General features: G+C 72.8%; 16 protein-coding genes. 9 read left to right on the forward strand and 7 right to left on the reverse strand.

The features are described from left to right. Window positions 1-102: 102 nt before the first annotated feature. Complete coding sequence (locus ACMXN5_RS40285; RefSeq protein WP_439681383.1) at window positions 103-702, forward strand: CatB-related O-acetyltransferase; 600 nt, start codon at window positions 103-105, stop codon at window positions 700-702. A 16-nt stretch (window positions 703-718) separates the two neighbouring features. Here the strand turns inward: ACMXN5_RS40285 and ACMXN5_RS40290 are convergent, their stop codons facing one another. Beyond that, window positions 719-1,273: a TetR/AcrR family transcriptional regulator gene (locus tag ACMXN5_RS40290; protein WP_439679847.1), complete on the reverse strand. Its 555-nt coding sequence runs from the start codon at window positions 1,271-1,273 to the stop codon at window positions 719-721. A 118-nt stretch (window positions 1,274-1,391) separates the two neighbouring features. On the opposite strand from ACMXN5_RS40290, the gene ACMXN5_RS40295 reads away from it, so the two are divergent. The 3 genes from ACMXN5_RS40295 to ACMXN5_RS40305 all read left to right on the forward strand — a co-directional run bounded on the left by ACMXN5_RS40295 (window position 1,392) and on the right by ACMXN5_RS40305 (window position 2,924). Beyond that, window positions 1,392-1,961: a carboxymuconolactone decarboxylase family protein gene (locus ACMXN5_RS40295; protein WP_439679848.1), complete on the forward strand. Its 570-nt coding sequence runs from the start codon at window positions 1,392-1,394 to the stop codon at window positions 1,959-1,961. Continuing rightward, window positions 1,958-2,170, forward strand: a complete 213-nt coding sequence (locus ACMXN5_RS40300; RefSeq protein ID WP_439679849.1) for a hypothetical protein — start codon at window positions 1,958-1,960, stop codon at window positions 2,168-2,170. Before ACMXN5_RS40295 ends, ACMXN5_RS40300 begins: the two co-directional genes overlap by 4 nt. 160 nt (window positions 2,171-2,330) lie before the next feature. Beyond that, entirely contained in the window at window positions 2,331-2,924 is a 594-nt protein-coding gene (locus ACMXN5_RS40305) for a TIGR03086 family metal-binding protein (protein WP_439679850.1), read from the forward strand. 44 nt (window positions 2,925-2,968) lie between these two features. On the opposite strand, the gene ACMXN5_RS40310 is transcribed toward ACMXN5_RS40305, so the two are convergent. Beyond that, a complete protein-coding gene (locus tag ACMXN5_RS40310) occupies window positions 2,969-3,832 on the reverse strand; it encodes a siderophore-interacting protein (protein ID WP_439679851.1) in 864 nt (287 codons plus the stop codon). Window positions 3,833-4,123: 291 nt separating this feature from the next. Here ACMXN5_RS40310 and ACMXN5_RS40315 point away from each other — a divergent pair, with 291 nt between their 5' ends. After that, entirely contained in the window at window positions 4,124-5,200 is a 1,077-nt protein-coding gene (locus ACMXN5_RS40315) for an enoyl-CoA hydratase/isomerase family protein (RefSeq protein WP_439679852.1), read from the forward strand. A gap of 201 nt (window positions 5,201-5,401) precedes the next feature. Further along, window positions 5,402-5,611, forward strand: coding sequence for a hypothetical protein (locus ACMXN5_RS40320; protein ID WP_395793033.1), 210 nt, complete (start codon window positions 5,402-5,404; stop codon window positions 5,609-5,611). A gap of 151 nt (window positions 5,612-5,762) precedes the next feature. On the opposite strand, the gene ACMXN5_RS40325 is transcribed toward ACMXN5_RS40320, so the two are convergent. The 4 genes from ACMXN5_RS40325 to ACMXN5_RS40340 all read right to left on the reverse strand — a co-directional run bounded on the left by ACMXN5_RS40325 (window position 5,763) and on the right by ACMXN5_RS40340 (window position 11,273). Beyond that, a complete protein-coding gene (locus tag ACMXN5_RS40325) occupies window positions 5,763-6,533 on the reverse strand; it encodes an AAA family ATPase (protein WP_439681384.1) in 771 nt (256 codons plus the stop codon). Between the two features lie 281 nt (window positions 6,534-6,814). After that, entirely contained in the window at window positions 6,815-8,395 is a 1,581-nt protein-coding gene (locus ACMXN5_RS40330; protein WP_439679853.1) for an MFS transporter, read from the reverse strand. A 152-nt stretch (window positions 8,396-8,547) separates the two neighbouring features. Beyond that, window positions 8,548-9,207: a pentapeptide repeat-containing protein gene (locus ACMXN5_RS40335; RefSeq protein ID WP_439679854.1), complete on the reverse strand. Its 660-nt coding sequence runs from the start codon at window positions 9,205-9,207 to the stop codon at window positions 8,548-8,550. Window positions 9,208-9,902: 695 nt separating this feature from the next. After that, window positions 9,903-11,273: an alkaline phosphatase gene (locus tag ACMXN5_RS40340; protein WP_439679855.1), complete on the reverse strand. Its 1,371-nt coding sequence runs from the start codon at window positions 11,271-11,273 to the stop codon at window positions 9,903-9,905. Window positions 11,274-11,351: 78 nt separating this feature from the next. Here ACMXN5_RS40340 and ACMXN5_RS40345 point away from each other — a divergent pair, with 78 nt between their 5' ends. After that, window positions 11,352-11,579: a hypothetical protein gene (locus tag ACMXN5_RS40345; protein ID WP_439679856.1), complete on the forward strand. Its 228-nt coding sequence runs from the start codon at window positions 11,352-11,354 to the stop codon at window positions 11,577-11,579. A gap of 38 nt (window positions 11,580-11,617) precedes the next feature. Here the strand turns inward: ACMXN5_RS40345 and ACMXN5_RS40350 are convergent, their stop codons facing one another. Next, the gene (locus ACMXN5_RS40350) at window positions 11,618-12,271 is read right to left on the reverse strand and encodes a M15 family metallopeptidase (protein ID WP_439679857.1); all 654 of its coding nucleotides are present in this window, start codon (window positions 12,269-12,271) and stop codon (window positions 11,618-11,620) included. 117 nt (window positions 12,272-12,388) lie between these two features. On the opposite strand from ACMXN5_RS40350, the gene ACMXN5_RS40355 reads away from it, so the two are divergent. Both ACMXN5_RS40355 and ACMXN5_RS40360 read left to right on the forward strand, forming a co-directional pair. Next, the gene (locus ACMXN5_RS40355; protein WP_439679858.1) at window positions 12,389-13,249 is read left to right on the forward strand and encodes a tetratricopeptide repeat protein; all 861 of its coding nucleotides are present in this window, start codon (window positions 12,389-12,391) and stop codon (window positions 13,247-13,249) included. Window positions 13,250-13,381: 132 nt separating this feature from the next. After that, a complete protein-coding gene (locus ACMXN5_RS40360) occupies window positions 13,382-14,362 on the forward strand; it encodes a zinc-binding dehydrogenase (protein WP_439679859.1) in 981 nt (326 codons plus the stop codon). The last annotated feature ends 29 nt before the right edge of the window (window positions 14,363-14,391 follow it).

The raw sequence follows: 14,391 nt of genomic DNA on the forward strand, positions 1-14,391 counted from the left end.
GGTACCGAACCCCGTCCCACCGGCCCCCGTCGGCCGGCCGATCCACCCTCGGAGTACGCCGTGGATGCCCAGACGCCCGCCGATCCCACCGTGCTGCACCCGATGCCGGGGCAGTCGCGCGTGGTCCTGCTCAAGCCGCTGGTGACCTCGCCGCTGATCGAGGTCGGGGACTTCTCCTACTACGACGACCCGGACGACCCCACCGCGTTCGAGACCCGCAACGTGCTCTATCACTACGGGCCGGAGCGGCTGGTGATCGGGAAGTTCTGCGCGCTGGGCGAGGGCGTGCGGTTCGTGATGAACGGGGCCAACCACCGGATGGACGGGCCCTCGACCTTCCCGTTCCCGATCATGGGCGGGTCCTGGGCCGACCACTTCGACCTGATCTCCGGCCTGCCGGGACGGGGCGACACGGTGATCGGCAACGACGTCTGGTTCGGCTATCGGGCCATGGTGATGCCCGGGGTCCGGATCGGACACGGCGCGATCGTCGCCTCCGGTGCCGTGGTGGTGGACGACGTCCCCGATTACACGATCGTCGGCGGCAATCCGGCGAAGCCGATCCGTACCCGGTACAGCCCGGAGGACGTCGCGCGCCTGCTCGAACTGGCGTGGTGGGACTGGCCGATCGAGCACATCACCCGGAACATCCGGACCATCATGTCCGGCACGGTCGCCGAGTTGGCGGCGGTCGCACCGTAACCGAAGACCGCCACCCCTACCCGGCCCCGTCGGCCGCCAGCAGCGCCTGGGCGATCCGACGGGCCCGGACCGCCGGGGCGGGGGTGCGCTCACGCAGCGCGGTGACGATCGCGCCGTCCATGAGCAGCGCGAACTCGCGCGCCAGGAGCGCCGGTTCCGAGACCTGCGCGGCGGTCAGGAGCTGCTCCAGGTAGGCCACCACCCGCTCCTTGTGGTCGGCCGCGACGCGGTGCGCCGAACCGTCCGGGTCGGCGGACTCGACCATCGTGTTGATGAACGCGCACCCCCGGAAGTCGTTGCGCGCGAACCGCTCGGCGAGCGCGTCGAACACGGCCGCCGGGCCGCCGCCCAGCGCCTCGACCCGCTCCGCCAGCCAGGCCCGCCAGCGCCGATCGCGCGCCTCCAGGACGGCGACGACGAGGTCGTCCTTGCTCGGGAAGTGCCGATACAACGACGCCCGGCCGACGCCGGATTCGGCCAGGATGCGCTCGGTGCCGACGGCGCGGATCCCCTCGGCGTAGAAGAGTTCCTCGGCGGTGGCGAGCAGACGGTCTCGGGCTTTGACGGGCACGTTCGGATCCTAACCCCTCTTGACCGGAAACGGTACCGATCAGTACCGTCTGCAAAACGGAACCGATCGGTACCGTTTTTTGGCGGCACATCGAAGCGAGAGAGCAACGGGGGTTCACATGTCGTCCACACCCACACCCACACCCACATCCGCGCCGACACCCACGCCCGCGCCTTCGTCGCCCGGGGCGACCGACGCGCATGCCGACCTGCTGGCGCGGGTCGAGAAGCAGCTCGGCCGGGTGCCGAACCTGTACGCGGCGCTCGCGAGCGGTCCGGCCGCGCTGGAGGGTTACCTCGCGATGCGCGACCGGCTCACCCGAGGTGTCCTGCGGGCCCGCCTCCGGGAGCAGTTGGCGCTGCTGATCGCGCAGGAGAACGAGTGCACCTACTGCGTCAGCGCGCACACCTACCGGGGCGGCCTGATGGGCCTGACCGAGGACGAACTGCGGGAGACCCGGGACGCGCACGACGCGGATCCGCACACCGACGCCGTGCTGACCCTGGCCCGGCGGATCGTCCGCACCCGGGGCCGTGTCGGCGAGGAGGACCGGTCCAAGGCCCGCGCGGCCGGGGTCACCGAGGCCGAGGAGGCCGAGATCGTCGCGCACATCGCGCTGAACACGCTGTCCAACTACTACAACCACCTGGCCCGGCCCGAGCTGGACTTCCCGGAGGTGACCGCGTGACCCGCACCTGGCACACCGCGTCCGTCGAACTCGTCGACGGCTACCCGGTGCGGGGCGCCGACGGCGTACCCACCACCTCCGTCCCGACCGCACGCGTCGCGATCGAGGGCGGCTTCGTCCACCTCGACATCCCCGGCACCGGTGTCGTCCAGGTCGTCTCCGCGCCGGCGGTACGGCTGATCACCTACCGGGAGGAGCCGGCGGGCTGAGCGGTGCGGCCGGCGACGTCGACATCGTCGCCGGCCGCACCGGCGGAGGCGCGCGAGAAACGCGATGCGGATGCGCGGATGTGCGGATACACCGATGAGTTTTCCCGGCCCGCACGGTCCACCCCCCAAGGACTCGATCCGCACCCGGAGGAGCCACCCCATGACCGTGGATCTGCACTCGCCGGCCACGACCGTCGCCCGTCTCGCGGCCGACCTGCCGGACGACCGGCTGGACGATCCGACCCCGTGTGCGAACTACGCGGTCCGGGATCTGCTCTCCCATCTGGTCGGCCTGACCATCGCGTTCCGCGACGCGGGCCGCAAGGATCTGGGCCCGACCACCGCCACCGCCCCGCCCGCGAAGATGCCCGACCTCGACCCGGACTGGCGCACGATCCTGCCCCGCGAGTTGGACGAACTCGTGGCCGTCTGGCGGCGTACGGACGCCTGGGAGGGGATGACCCAGGCCGGCGGGGTGACCCTGCCCGCCCAGGTCATGGGCCTCGTCGCGCACAACGAACTCCTGCTGCACGGCTGGGACTTGGCTCGCGCGCTGGGCCGCGTATACACCGTGGACACGGCAAACCTGGAGGCCTCGCCGGCCTTCCTCGCCCCGACCCAGGAGGCGGTCGACCCGGATCTGCCCGATCCGGACGCCATCTTCGCGCCGCCGGTGGCCGTCCCCGCCGACGCGCCGCTGCTCGACCGGGTGGTCGCGATGGCCGGCCGCAGCCCGTCGTGGCAGGCGGCGTAGGCGCGACGGCGACAGACGGAGACATGGGGTCGGGCCCGGTTCGCTCAGGAGCCGGTCGCCGCCGCGTCCGCCATCCGCTCGCGTGCCTCGGCCAGGTCCGCCTCGGTCGGCGCGTCGTCCTGGGTCAGCCGCAGCCGCCAGTAGCCCGCGAACTCGACCGCCCCCTTGGCCAGTCCGCGCTCGTCGACCAGGTGCCGGCGCAGCGCCCGGACCGTGCCCGCCTCACCCGCCAACCAGGCCCGCGTCGACCCCTCCGGCAACCGGGCGGCCCGAAGCGCCGCCGGCAGCAGGTCACCGTGTCCGGCCGGCACCGTGCCGCGATGCAGCCAGTGCGTGGTGAGCCGGGCCCGGGTGCGGAAACGTTGCTCCTCGGCCGCGTCCACCACCTCCGCGTACACGATCGCGTGGGTGTCCTCGGGCAGCGCCGCCAGGATCGAGCCGATGGCGGGCAGCGCGGTCTCGTCGCCGACCAGGAGATGCGTGTCGGCGGCGCCGAGCGGCCTGGCGTAGGCCGCCGAGGGGCCGTAGCGGGCGAGGATGTCGCCGGGGCGCGCCGACTCGGCCCACCGGGTGGCCGGGCCGGCGTCCGGGTGCAGCACGAAGTCGACGTCGATCGTGGCGCGTTCGCGGTGGTGGGCGCGGACCGTGTAGCTGCGCATCCAGGGGCGTTCGGCCTCGGGGATGGCCAGGAACGCCCCGTACCACCGCCCGAGGTCGTCCGGATCCTCCTGCGGCAGCAGCGGTGCGCGTTGTCCGGCACGCGGGAAGCACAGCTTGAGCTGCTGGTCGGGCCAGGTCGCGAAGTCCTCGCCCAGTCCCTCCCCGGTGAAGCTCACGCGCGTCATGCGCGGGGTGATCCGGGTGACCTCGGCGACGTGGAGAAGAGAAACAAGCGGTGATCCGCCCATGGCGCAAACCCCCATGAATGCGTCGATTGACGACGGTTGGGTGAACCGGCTTGGGTAGGTTTAGCAAAAAATCACGCAACTTTGTCAAGGCGATTCCGCGAAAGGATTTTCCGCGCGGGGCGGTCAGCGCGGGGGACCGCACAGGTGCGTGCCTGCGGGGCGTCGAGGGCCGGGCGATACGGTGCCGAGAGAGATCGTCGGGGTGTACGGACGCCGGGGAGCCGCGAACGGGGCGGGTCGCCGGGGCCGCCGCCGATCGGCTTTTTCCGGACCCGAAGGGAACGACGCACCATGACGCCGCACGCGCAGCCCCCGCAGCCCTCCCCCGAGGACACCGTGCTGGTCGATCGCATCGGACCGGCGGGCCGGCTCGGTCGGATCACCCTGAACCGGCCGCGCGCGATCAACGCGCTGGACCACCCGATGGTGCGCCGGATCACCGCCGCGCTCGCCGAGTGGGCGCGGGACGACTCCGTCGCGGCCGTACTGATCACCGGCGCGGGCGAGCGCGGGCTGTGTGCGGGCGGGGACATCCGGGCGATCCGCGCGGACGCGCTCGAAGGCGGGCACGCGGCGCGCGAGTTCTGGCGCGACGAATACCTGCTCAACGCGCGGATCGCGGCGTATCCGAAGCCCTACGTCGCGATCATGGACGGCGTGGTGATGGGCGGCGGCGTCGGCGTCTCGGCGCACGGCGACGTACGCATCGTCACCGAGCGCTCGACGGTGGCCATGCCGGAGACCGGGATCGGCTTCGTACCGGACGTCGGCGGCACGTACCTGCTCTCCCGCGCCCCCGGCGAACTCGGCACCCATCTGGCGCTCACCGCCGGTGCGATCGGCGCCGCCGACACGATCCTGTGCGGGCTCGCCGACCACTTCGTTCCCTCGGACCGGCTGCCCGCCCTGCTCGACGCCCTGGCCGCCGGCGACCCGGCCGAGGCGGCGGCCCACCACGCCGAGCCCGCGCCCGCCGGCGTGCCGGCCGAGCGGCGCGCCTGGATCGACGCGTGCTACGCGGCGGACACCGTCGAGGAGATCCTGGATCGGCTGCTCGCCAGCGGCGAACCGGCGGCCAAGGAGGCTGCCGAGCTGATCGCGGCCAGGTCGCCCACGGCGCTGAAGGTGACGCTGGCGGCGCTGCGCCGGGCCCGGCGGGCCGGGTCGCTCGGGGCGGTGCTGGACCAGGAGTACCGGGTCTCGTGCGTGGCGGTGGGCACGCCCGATCTGGTCGAGGGTGTACGGGCGCAGGTGGTGGACAAGGATCGCCGACCGCGCTGGTCTCCGGCGACGCTCGCGGAGGTCGGGGCGGCCGACGTGGAGGCGTTCTTCGCGCCGCTCGGGGAGCGGGAGTTGGGACTGGGCTGAGCGGGAGGCGAGCGGGGCGGCGGGGCCGGTTGCCCGGGTGGTTTTGGGGCGGCGGGTGGGGATCCCTAGGACGCCTTAGGGGTCTCGGGGTTTGTCCGGCGCGTAGGGATGGGGCATCCGCCCGATGTCCGGGGCCCACCTGGGCCGCGAAGCTGTTACCACGAACCGGGGAGGCCGGGTCGGGGGAAGCGGGAGACGGTCATGATCGAGTACGAGATGTTCAAGGCGCGCGAGCGGGAGATCCTGGCGGACGCGGACCGCGCGGCGCTGCGGCGCACGGCGTGGCGGGAGCGGCGGGCCGAGGCCAGGATGCGCCGGGCCGAGCGGGCGGGAGCGGTGGCGCTCACGACGCTCGCCGTGCTCGAACCGGCCCACGACATGCACCGTGGGCTGCACCTGTTGGCCCGGTGAATCATGCTTCCGATGAGTGGCGCTCGTCCGCCGGGCACAGGGGACTCGGCGGCCGGCGCGACATCGGGGACACGCGAGCCGACGGGGCGGCTCGGATCGGGGCGGGGCGCACGTGGGTCGCCGCTGGTGCGGCGACGCGCCCCGCCCCGGCCTAGGACGCGGGTTCGGGGGCCCTCGGGTCGCGTCGTGGGCGGGTGATCACGACGTGGGCGGGGGTCGCGGTGGGCGGGACCGGAGGCCGCTCGGGGGTCTCCGGACGGGGATCGGCCACGCGGTCCGGGCCGAATTCCAGGGCGACCACGTGTTCGCGCAGGGTGCGGTCGAGCAGTACGACGGAGGCGGCCTCGGGGACGACCGCGGCGCCCTGTACGGACAGCGCCAGCAACAACCGGGTCAGGCCGCGCCGATGCCGGTCGAAGACCCGGCCGGGCACCCAGCGTCCGCGCTTCTCCTGCCCGGCGAGCGCGTCGGCGGCGTCCACCGCGAGCAGGACCAGGTGCAGTTCGCGTCGTTGCCGTTCGGCGGACCTGGCCAACCACCGACGCATCCACGATCGGCTGCCGCAGTCGTGCACGAGGACCGGACTCCCGCTCCGCACGTGTGCGCGCAGCCGCCTGACGTGCTGCAGCCGCACCCACGGGCGATACACCGCGTACGGCAACCACGAGGGCATCCGGTCCTGATACTCGACGTGCGCCGTACGCGGGTCGACCACGACTGCCGATCCGGACCAGCGGTTCAGCAGCGTGCTCTTGCCGCTCCCCGGCAGCCCGGAGACCACCACGACGGCGCCTGCGGGGTACCCGAGCACGGCGGGCCCGTGCTCCTGCCCGCGCAGATCGACGAGTCCGCGCGGTCGCATCAGTCCTCCGGATCCCCCGGCCGACTCCTCCCCCGTACCCACCCGGTCCGCCCCCTGCATCTCGCCCACCGCCACTTCCCCCGCCCGCGCCGCACCCGGCGACATCCGCCTCCGCCGCGTCCCTCGACGCATCGGCACAACTCCCCCGGCGCGACAGGACCCGCGATCGGGCGCGACACCAGCGGACATCCTCACAGGTCGCGCCGCTCTCCGCCCGCCCGGGCCCGCCCGGGCCCGCCAACGATAATCATCGTCACCCGAAATCCCGCGCCCCACGCGAGCGCGTCCGGGCGATCGGCGTACGCGGGCACGTCCTGGATCGTCGGGGGTCGCGAACGTGTTCAGCCCGCCGCCGGTGGCGGGGCCTCGTGGCGGTCGGATTCGCGGATGAGCACCGTGCACAGGATCGCCGCCACGAAGCCGATGACGGCCATCAGCAGGCATACCTGGGCCAGGCCGGAGGTGAAGGCGTCCCGGGCGTCGGCCAGCGCCGCCGGGTGGTCCTTCAGCGGGGCGAACCGGCCGGAGGCGACACCGTCGCGAACCCGGTCGGCCGCGCCCGGGGGCACGCCGCCGCCGGTGAGCACGTCGTCGCTCAGGTCGTCGGCGATCCGTGCGGTCAGCAGCGCGCCGCCGGCGGCCACGCCGATCGAAGTGCCCAGCGGGAAGAACATGTTGGTGGCGCCGGAGGCCATCCCGGCCCGCTCGGCCGGTACCACGCCCACCGCCACGCCCATCAGCGGCGGGAAGCTCAATCCGCCCGCGATGCCGAGCAGGATGAAGCCCGGCAGCATGACCGTCCACGAACTGCCCGCGTCCACCCGGGCCATGGTCAACGACCCGACCCCGGCCACCGCGAAGCCCACCCCGATCGCCTGACCCGGCGTCAGTACCCGCTGTACCAGCCCGCTCAGCGGCGCGATCAGCAGGAGCGGAACGGTCAGCACCAGCATCTTGACGCCGGTCCGGAACGGCGAGTTGCCGAGCATGCCCTGCAACCACAGGATCAGGAAAGGCAACAGCCCGAACGAGGTGATCCGGCCGAACAGACTGGCCAGGATCGCCCCGGTGAACGACGGGATCCGGAACAGCCGGACATCGAGCAGCGCGATCGACGGCCGGACCACCTCGACCACCACGAAGGCGACGATCAGTATCGTCCCGACGATCAGCGTGGTCAGCACGATCGCCGCGGTCCACCCCTCCTCCGGGCCCTTGATCACCGCGTAGTTGAGCGCGAACAGGCCGCCGATCGCGAGCAGTACGCCGGCCAGGTCGAGTCGCCCGCGCCCGGCCGTGTCGGTGGTGTCGTCGGGCAGCTTCAGCCAGGTGCCGACCACGACCAGGACACCGACGGGGAGGTTGATCAGGAAGATCCACCGCCAACCGAGCCCGTCCACCAGGGCCCCGCCCACCAGCGGCCCGAGCGCGGCGGCGGCACCGCTGAGGCCGGAGTAGACGCCGATCGCGGTCTGGCGGGTGCGCCCGGAGTAGGCGGACGCGAGCAGCGCCAACGAGGTGGCCATCACCATCGCCGCGCCGACGCCCTGGATGCCGCGGAAGATGATCAGCGTGCCCACGTTCGGCGCGAACGCGCAGGCCGCCGAGGCGACGGTGAACAGGGCCACGCCCGCGCCGAACACCCGCCGCCGGCCGATCCGGTCGGAGACCGAACCGGCCGCGAGCAGCAGCGCGGCGAAGGCGAGCGTGTAGGCGCTGACCACCCACTGCAGGCCACCGAGCCGGGCGCCGAGGTCGTCGGCGATGTCGGGCAGCGCGACGTTGACGATGGTCACATCGAGGGTCATCAGGATGCCGGCGCCGCTGACCAGTATGGCCGGCCAGCGGGCCGCCGGTGCCGCCGCGGCCGAGGGTGGTGATGCGTTTGAGGTTGACGGGGTGGGGGATGCGGGCTGAGCCATGGTTGCGCACGACCTCACGCGTCGGGAATGGAACGGCCTACTCACCCAGTGTGCCCGGGTGGTTGCGCTGCGATCCGCGAACCTCGCGCCCGTTCCTCTCGGTGCGCAAATCGGGGCAGCGACGGGCCGGCCGGCCAACTCCCCGTGTGCGCCTACCGGTCCTTGACGATCAGGCCCAGGACCTGGGCGAGCGCCGGGGCCAGGTCGAGGAGTTGGGCGCTGTCGACGGTCGCGCCGCGCAGTGCGTCGACGCCGGAGGCGAAGCCGAGCGCGCCCGCCTCGCGCAGGTCGACCCTGGTCAACACGGCGTTCTCCAGGCGGACCCGCTCCAGGGTCGAGCCGGGGAAGCGCAGATCGGTCAGCGTCGCGCCGGCGAAGTCCACGTCGCGCAGCAGGCAGTCCACGAAGGAGACCTCGCGCAGCTTGGCCCCGCGCAGGTTGACCGAGTCGAACTTGCAGTTGTGGAAGACCACACGGCGCAGCCCGGCGCCGAACACCTCGAGGCCGGCCAGGACGCACGCGGTGAACTCGGCGTCCATCCACCTCGTTTCCGCGAGGTCGGTGCCGACGATGCGGGCGGCGTGCAGCCACACGTCGTCGAACCGGGCACGGCGGAAACGGCCGCCGTCGAAGCTCACCGAGGAGAAGGCCGACGAGGTGAACGCGGTACCGCCGCCCTCCACGTCCGTGAACACGCCTCCGTCGAAGTGTGCGAACTCGTGGTCGCCTTCCCGGTCGAGTTCGCCGTCGAACGCCACGAGCCGGTGTGCGTACGGCAGTTGGTCGAAGTCACGAGGGGCACGGGCGCGCATCAGGAATCCTCCACGAACGCATCATCGGGACCGGGTCCCGCGGCTTGCCCGCCCACGACCGTCGCCGAACGGGGCGCGGCGGGCGGGGGTCCATGCCTATCGCGCGACGCCGCGATCCACCGAATCGACGCGGCCTCGCGGGCGGCGCCCGGCGGCATCCGCGACTTCGAGCGAGGCCGCCACCGAATGCGGCGATATTACCCCAAACCTTCTAGGTGACACGGATCACACTGCATCGGATGAGACCGCGTCGTCCGCTTCTCCCGATCGACACCCGGCACCAACTCCGCTGCGTGGCAAGCCTGTTGCCGGCGGGTGACGACGCTCGGCGACGCGGGCGGCCGACCGGAGCCGAGTTCCGTGAGAACGATCGTGCGACGGAGGACGACTTACGCATCACCTCCCGGCCGACCTCGCCGAACCCGCCAGGGACACGGCGGGACGTCAGGAGACGAGGCGGATCGGGTCGACCACCTCGACGTCGGTCTCCACCGTCCCCGGCGATCCGCCACCCGTCCTCGATCAGGAGGTTCCGGCACTCGGTGCCATCCCGGGGAAGCCACGCCTCCTCGGGCTCCTTTTCCTGTCGCTGCGTCGGAAGATCGAACGTTATCGGGGGCGCGCGGACACGAACGCGCCGCGGCCCGCAGGCGGGAGGGCCTGCGGGCCGCGGTCGTGGCCGAAGCCGCTGCGCGTCAGCGCAGTCGCAGTGCCGCCCGGAACGTGTTGAACAGTTCCGTCTGGTCGGTCACGCCGAGCACGCGGAACGCCTGCGGGCCCTGGGCCGCGATGCGCACCTCGGTGCCGGTGTGCTCCTGCGACTTGCCGGGGGTGTTGGTCGAGTAGTTGACCTTGAGCTGCACACCCTCGTTGGTGACCAGCGTCGAGGACAGACCCGGAGGGGTGGCGTCCAGCGGCACGATCTGGCTGGTGTGCGCGTGGTCCGCGGTGGTCACCACGAGCGTGTCGGGGTGCTTGGCCGCGTACTCGCGGGCGAGCTTGACCGCCTGGTCGAACGCGACGGTCTCACCGATCTGACCGCACGGGTCGGCGGCGTGGTCCTGCTTGTCGATCGAGGCACCCTCGACCTGGAGGAAGAAGCCCTTGCCGCGGTCGTGGCCGCGGCCGGACTGCTTGGCCTCCAGCAGCTCGATCGCCTTGGCGGTCTGCTGCACCAGGGTCGGCGTGGAGGCCGGGCGGTTCGGGTTCGAGGTGACGCAGCGCTGCGGCTCGGTACCGCCGACCGCGGCGGCCTTGCCGGTCCACTCGACCGGGACGTTGACCGGCGCGAACAGGCCGAGCACCGGCTTGCCGGCCCGCGCGGCCTTGAGCGAGTCGGCGTCGGTGGCGATCTGGTAGCCCGACTCCTGCGCCTGCTGGAGCACGGTCTTGCCCGCGAACGGGCCCTGCGTGATGGTCTGGTCGAAGCGGGCCTTGCCGCCGCCGAGGAGCACGTCGAACTTGCCAGCGACGCTCTGCTCGGCGATCGAGCCGGGGCCGCCGGCGGCGATCGTGTCGGTCGGGCACTTGGCCATGTCCGCCGGGCCCTGGCAGCTGCGGTCCGTGGCGTGCGCCTGGAGGACCGCCGGGGTGGCGTCGGTCAGCTCGGCCGTGGTGACGCTGCCCGTGGCGTAGCCGTTCTTCTTGGCCAGCTCCAGGATCGTCGGCAGCGCCTTGTCGGTGTCCGGAGTCTTGGAGATGCGGCCGTTGACCGTCTTTTGTCCGGTCGCCCACCCGGTGCCGCTCGCGGCCGAGTCGGTGACGTAGTCCGGGCGCTTGTCCTTGTCGACGGCGTACGTGGTGTACGCGCCGGTGAGCGGGAACCCGTCCATGTTCAGTCGACCGGCCGCGCCGACCGAGTAGTTCCGGGCCAGGGTGATCTCGGAGTCGCCCATCCCGTCACCGAGCAGCATGATGACGTTCTTGGCCTGACCGTCCTTGATCGCGTGCCGGGCTTGATCCGCCTGACCGAACGCCGACGCCGCGCTGGGTACGGCGACGCCGGCGGCCAACACGGCGGCTGCCCCCCACGCGAGATGACGACGGGACAAACGCAGATCCGGCATTTTTCCTCCTTCGGGGTCGACGCGTTGCCGACGATGCCGAGTCCATCAGCCCGGGGGGAACCAAGGGGCGAAGAACAGATGACGTGTCGCGTACACCCGAATGTCCGTTCCCATGCCCGAAGTGCGCACTCCGACCCGGTTGCCATCGGGGACGGACGACCGGCGGCCCGGGCGGCGAACGTCTACCCCCTGGGTTGGGAGGAGCCCGCCTGCCTGGAGTGGGGGCGGGACCGTTTCGAGGCGCTGGTGGTCTTTCTCGACGCGGCGGCGGCGAGCGGGGACGCCGTGCCGGCCTGGCTCGCCTGAACCGCCGGTCGACGCGTGTCGGGCTCGGCGGGGGCGGGTCAGGGGAGTTCGCGGGGGCCGTAGAGGGCGGCTTCGGTGTTGGTGAGCAGGGCCCAGTAGCGGTCGCCGTAGGACCAGTGCCACCACTCGGTCGGGTAGTTGACCAGGCCGGCCTCGGTCAGGGCGGCGCTCAGGATGGCGCGGTTGGCGCGGGCCTGCGGGGTGATGTTCTCTGCGGCGGTGTAGCAGGTGCCGGCGCTTTCCTCGGGGCTCGCGTTCATCGGGGTGCCCAGGTCGAGTTCGCGGCCGGTCGGGTCGACGAGGGTCAGGTCGACCGCGGCGCCGGCGCTGTGCGGGGCGATCTCGGGCGGGGAGACGTAGCGGCCGGCCGCGACGTGGGCGCGGTCGGCGTCCCAGTCGGGGTGCGCGGCGCGCAGCTCGTCGGCGTACTCCTCGAAGTATCGACGTTGCAGCGCCGGCGGCCGGTATCCCTCGACGAACAACAGGCGCAGCCCGTCGGGCAGCGCCGCCTGCGCCCTGATCAGCCGGTCGAGCACGCCGACGCGCACGAAGGTGTACGCGGCGGCCCACTCCGCCTGGCGCGGATCCACCGGCAACGACCCGTCCGCCCGCACGTCCACCAACGGCTCGCCGCGATCACGGACGGGGATGGCGGCCACGAGCGGGTCGGACATCAAGATGATCTGATCCATACGAAGATCATCTCCCGACGGCGGTGACCCCCGCGCACACCGTCCACGCCTGTCGGCGTCGGCCGGCACACTCCGTGCGGACCGTCGACGTACGATGGCCACGAGGGAGTCGTACCGATGAACCGCAGCACGCGTGCCCTGATCGATCGGGCCGAACGGGCCTGGGACCGGCAGGAATGGGCGCGTGCCGCCGACCGGTACGAGCGGCTGCTCGCCGCCGAACCCGACCATGCGCTCGCGGGGCAGTGGGCTTTCGACGCGGCACTGGCGCACAAGTTCCTGCGCGACTGGCGGAAGGCTTTCGCGGTCGGTCGGCAGGCGGCCGCGCTGGTGCCGTCGCCGGGCACCGGGGATCCCGCGCACTGGAACCTGGGCATCGCCGCCACCGTGCTCGGCGACTGGGAGACGGCCCGCGCGTCGTGGCGGGCGTACGGCATCGACATCGCGCCGGGCACGGGGGAGATCGACCAGGACTTCGGGATCACCTGTGTGCGTCTGGACACCCCCGACGGCCGGGAGGTGGTCTGGGGCCGGCGGATCTGCCCGACCCGGGCGGTGGTGCTCAACGTGCCGCTGTCCCCGGCCCGCCGCTTCGGCGACATCGTGCTGCACGACGGCGTGCCCGAGGGTGAGCGGGTGATGGGCGGCCATACCTATCCGGTCTTCGACGAACTGCTGCTCTGGCGTGCGTCCGACATGCCCACCTGGACGGCCGACGTGACCGCGCCGACGGAGGCGGACTTCGACGCGCTGGAGACGTCCTTCACCGAACGCGACTTCGCCCTGGAGGCGAGCGCCGGCATCCGGATGTTGTGCGGGTGTTGCGCCGAGGGCCGGGTCGAGCAGGAGCGCACGAGCGGGCACGGGGTGGGCGTGGGCGTACGGATCGCCGCTCCCGAGGCCGAGGCCCGCTCGCTCCTGAACGCCTGGGCCGACCTGGGGGACGCCCGCTCGTGGACGGACCTGGTCGCGGTCTGATCCCGCCTCGCGGGTTGCGCTCCCCGGCTGGGTTGACCTCAAGTCGGCTTCATCTTTGATAGTGGCTCCCGTACCCGGCGCCCGTCGGTTCTTCGGATCGTGGGCGCCCACTTCGAACTCGGGAGTCACCCCATGCGCGCGATCCGGCTGCATACGTTCGGCCCGGCCGAGAATCTGCGGTTCGAAGGGGTTCCGGACCCTCGGCCCGGCGAGGGGCAGGTGCGCATCGACGTCGAGGTCGCCGGTGTGCACCTGATCGAGGCCCGCTTGCGGCGCGGGGAGGCGGTCGGCCCGCACCGGCCGCCGGCGTTGCCGACCACGCCCGGCGGCGAGGTGGCCGGCGTGGTCGGGGCGGTCGGGCCGGGGGTCGCCGCGCAGTGGCTGGGCCGTCGGGTCGTGGCGCAGCTCGGCGACGGCGGCGGGTACGCCGAGCGGGCGGTCGCCGACCTGGCCGCGGTGCACCCGATCCCCGACGGCCTGGGTGCCGCCGAGGCGGTCGCGGCGATCACCACCGGCACCACGGCGCAGGGCGTGCTCGGGGTGGCCCGGATCGACGCCCGGGACGTGGTCCTGGTGATGTCCGCCGCCGGCGGCCTGGGCAGCCTGTTCGTCCGCGCCGCGCGCGCCGCCGGGGCACTCGTGGTGGGGGCCGCGGGCGGCCCGGCGAAGGTGGCCAAGGTGCGTGCGCTGGGCGCCGACATCGCGGTGGACTACCGCGACGCGGACTGGCCCGAGCGGGTGCGGGCCGCGTCGGCCGGCCGCGAACCCACCGTCGTGCTCGACGGCGTCGGCGGCGCCCTCGGCCGGCAGGCCCTCGAACTCCTGGGCCCCGGCGGCCGGTTCCTCCTGTACGGCTGGGCCGCGGGCGAGCCGACCGAGATCACCACGCGCGACCTGGTCGAGCGGCAACTGACCGCGACCTGGGCGATCGGGCCGAACATGGTCCCGGCGGGCGGTTGGCCGGAATTGACCGCCCGCGCCCTGAACGCCGCCGCCGACGGCACGATGGTGCCGGCCATCACCGCCTTCCCGTTGGCCGAGGCCGCGGCCGCGCACGCCGCACTGGAATCGCGCGCGACGGACGGCAAGGTGGTGTTGACGGTCGGGGCCTGAGCGCCGCCGTTCCGGTCGCGGTCACGCCC

Origin of the sequence: Embleya australiensis (genome assembly GCF_051903075.1) — a bacterium.
Lineage (GTDB): Bacteria > Actinomycetota > Actinomycetes > Streptomycetales > Streptomycetaceae > Embleya.

What these genes read in the sequence shown, in the direction of transcription:
- ACMXN5_RS40285 (WP_439681383.1), top strand. Translation starts at nt 103, where the DNA reads ATGCCGGGGCAGTCGCGCGTGGTCCTGCTCAAGCCGCTGGTGACCTCG.
- ACMXN5_RS40295 (WP_439679848.1), top strand. Translation starts at nt 1,392, where the DNA reads ATGTCGTCCACACCCACACCCACACCCACATCCGCGCCGACACCCACG.
- ACMXN5_RS40305 (WP_439679850.1), top strand. Translation starts at nt 2,331, where the DNA reads ATGACCGTGGATCTGCACTCGCCGGCCACGACCGTCGCCCGTCTCGCG.
- ACMXN5_RS40310 (WP_439679851.1), bottom strand. Translation starts at nt 3,832, where the DNA reads ATGGGCGGATCACCGCTTGTTTCTCTTCTCCACGTCGCCGAGGTCACC.
- ACMXN5_RS40315 (WP_439679852.1), top strand. Translation starts at nt 4,124, where the DNA reads ATGACGCCGCACGCGCAGCCCCCGCAGCCCTCCCCCGAGGACACCGTG.
- ACMXN5_RS40320 (WP_395793033.1), top strand. Translation starts at nt 5,402, where the DNA reads ATGATCGAGTACGAGATGTTCAAGGCGCGCGAGCGGGAGATCCTGGCG.
- ACMXN5_RS40325 (WP_439681384.1), bottom strand. Translation starts at nt 6,533, where the DNA reads ATGCAGGGGGCGGACCGGGTGGGTACGGGGGAGGAGTCGGCCGGGGGA.
- ACMXN5_RS40330 (WP_439679853.1), bottom strand. Translation starts at nt 8,395, where the DNA reads ATGGCTCAGCCCGCATCCCCCACCCCGTCAACCTCAAACGCATCACCA.
- ACMXN5_RS40335 (WP_439679854.1), bottom strand. Translation starts at nt 9,207, where the DNA reads ATGCGCGCCCGTGCCCCTCGTGACTTCGACCAACTGCCGTACGCACAC.
- ACMXN5_RS40340 (WP_439679855.1), bottom strand. Translation starts at nt 11,273, where the DNA reads ATGCCGGATCTGCGTTTGTCCCGTCGTCATCTCGCGTGGGGGGCAGCC.
- ACMXN5_RS40345 (WP_439679856.1), top strand. Translation starts at nt 11,352, where the DNA reads ATGACGTGTCGCGTACACCCGAATGTCCGTTCCCATGCCCGAAGTGCG.
- ACMXN5_RS40350 (WP_439679857.1), bottom strand. Translation starts at nt 12,271, where the DNA reads ATGGATCAGATCATCTTGATGTCCGACCCGCTCGTGGCCGCCATCCCC.
- ACMXN5_RS40355 (WP_439679858.1), top strand. Translation starts at nt 12,389, where the DNA reads ATGAACCGCAGCACGCGTGCCCTGATCGATCGGGCCGAACGGGCCTGG.
- ACMXN5_RS40360 (WP_439679859.1), top strand. Translation starts at nt 13,382, where the DNA reads ATGCGCGCGATCCGGCTGCATACGTTCGGCCCGGCCGAGAATCTGCGG.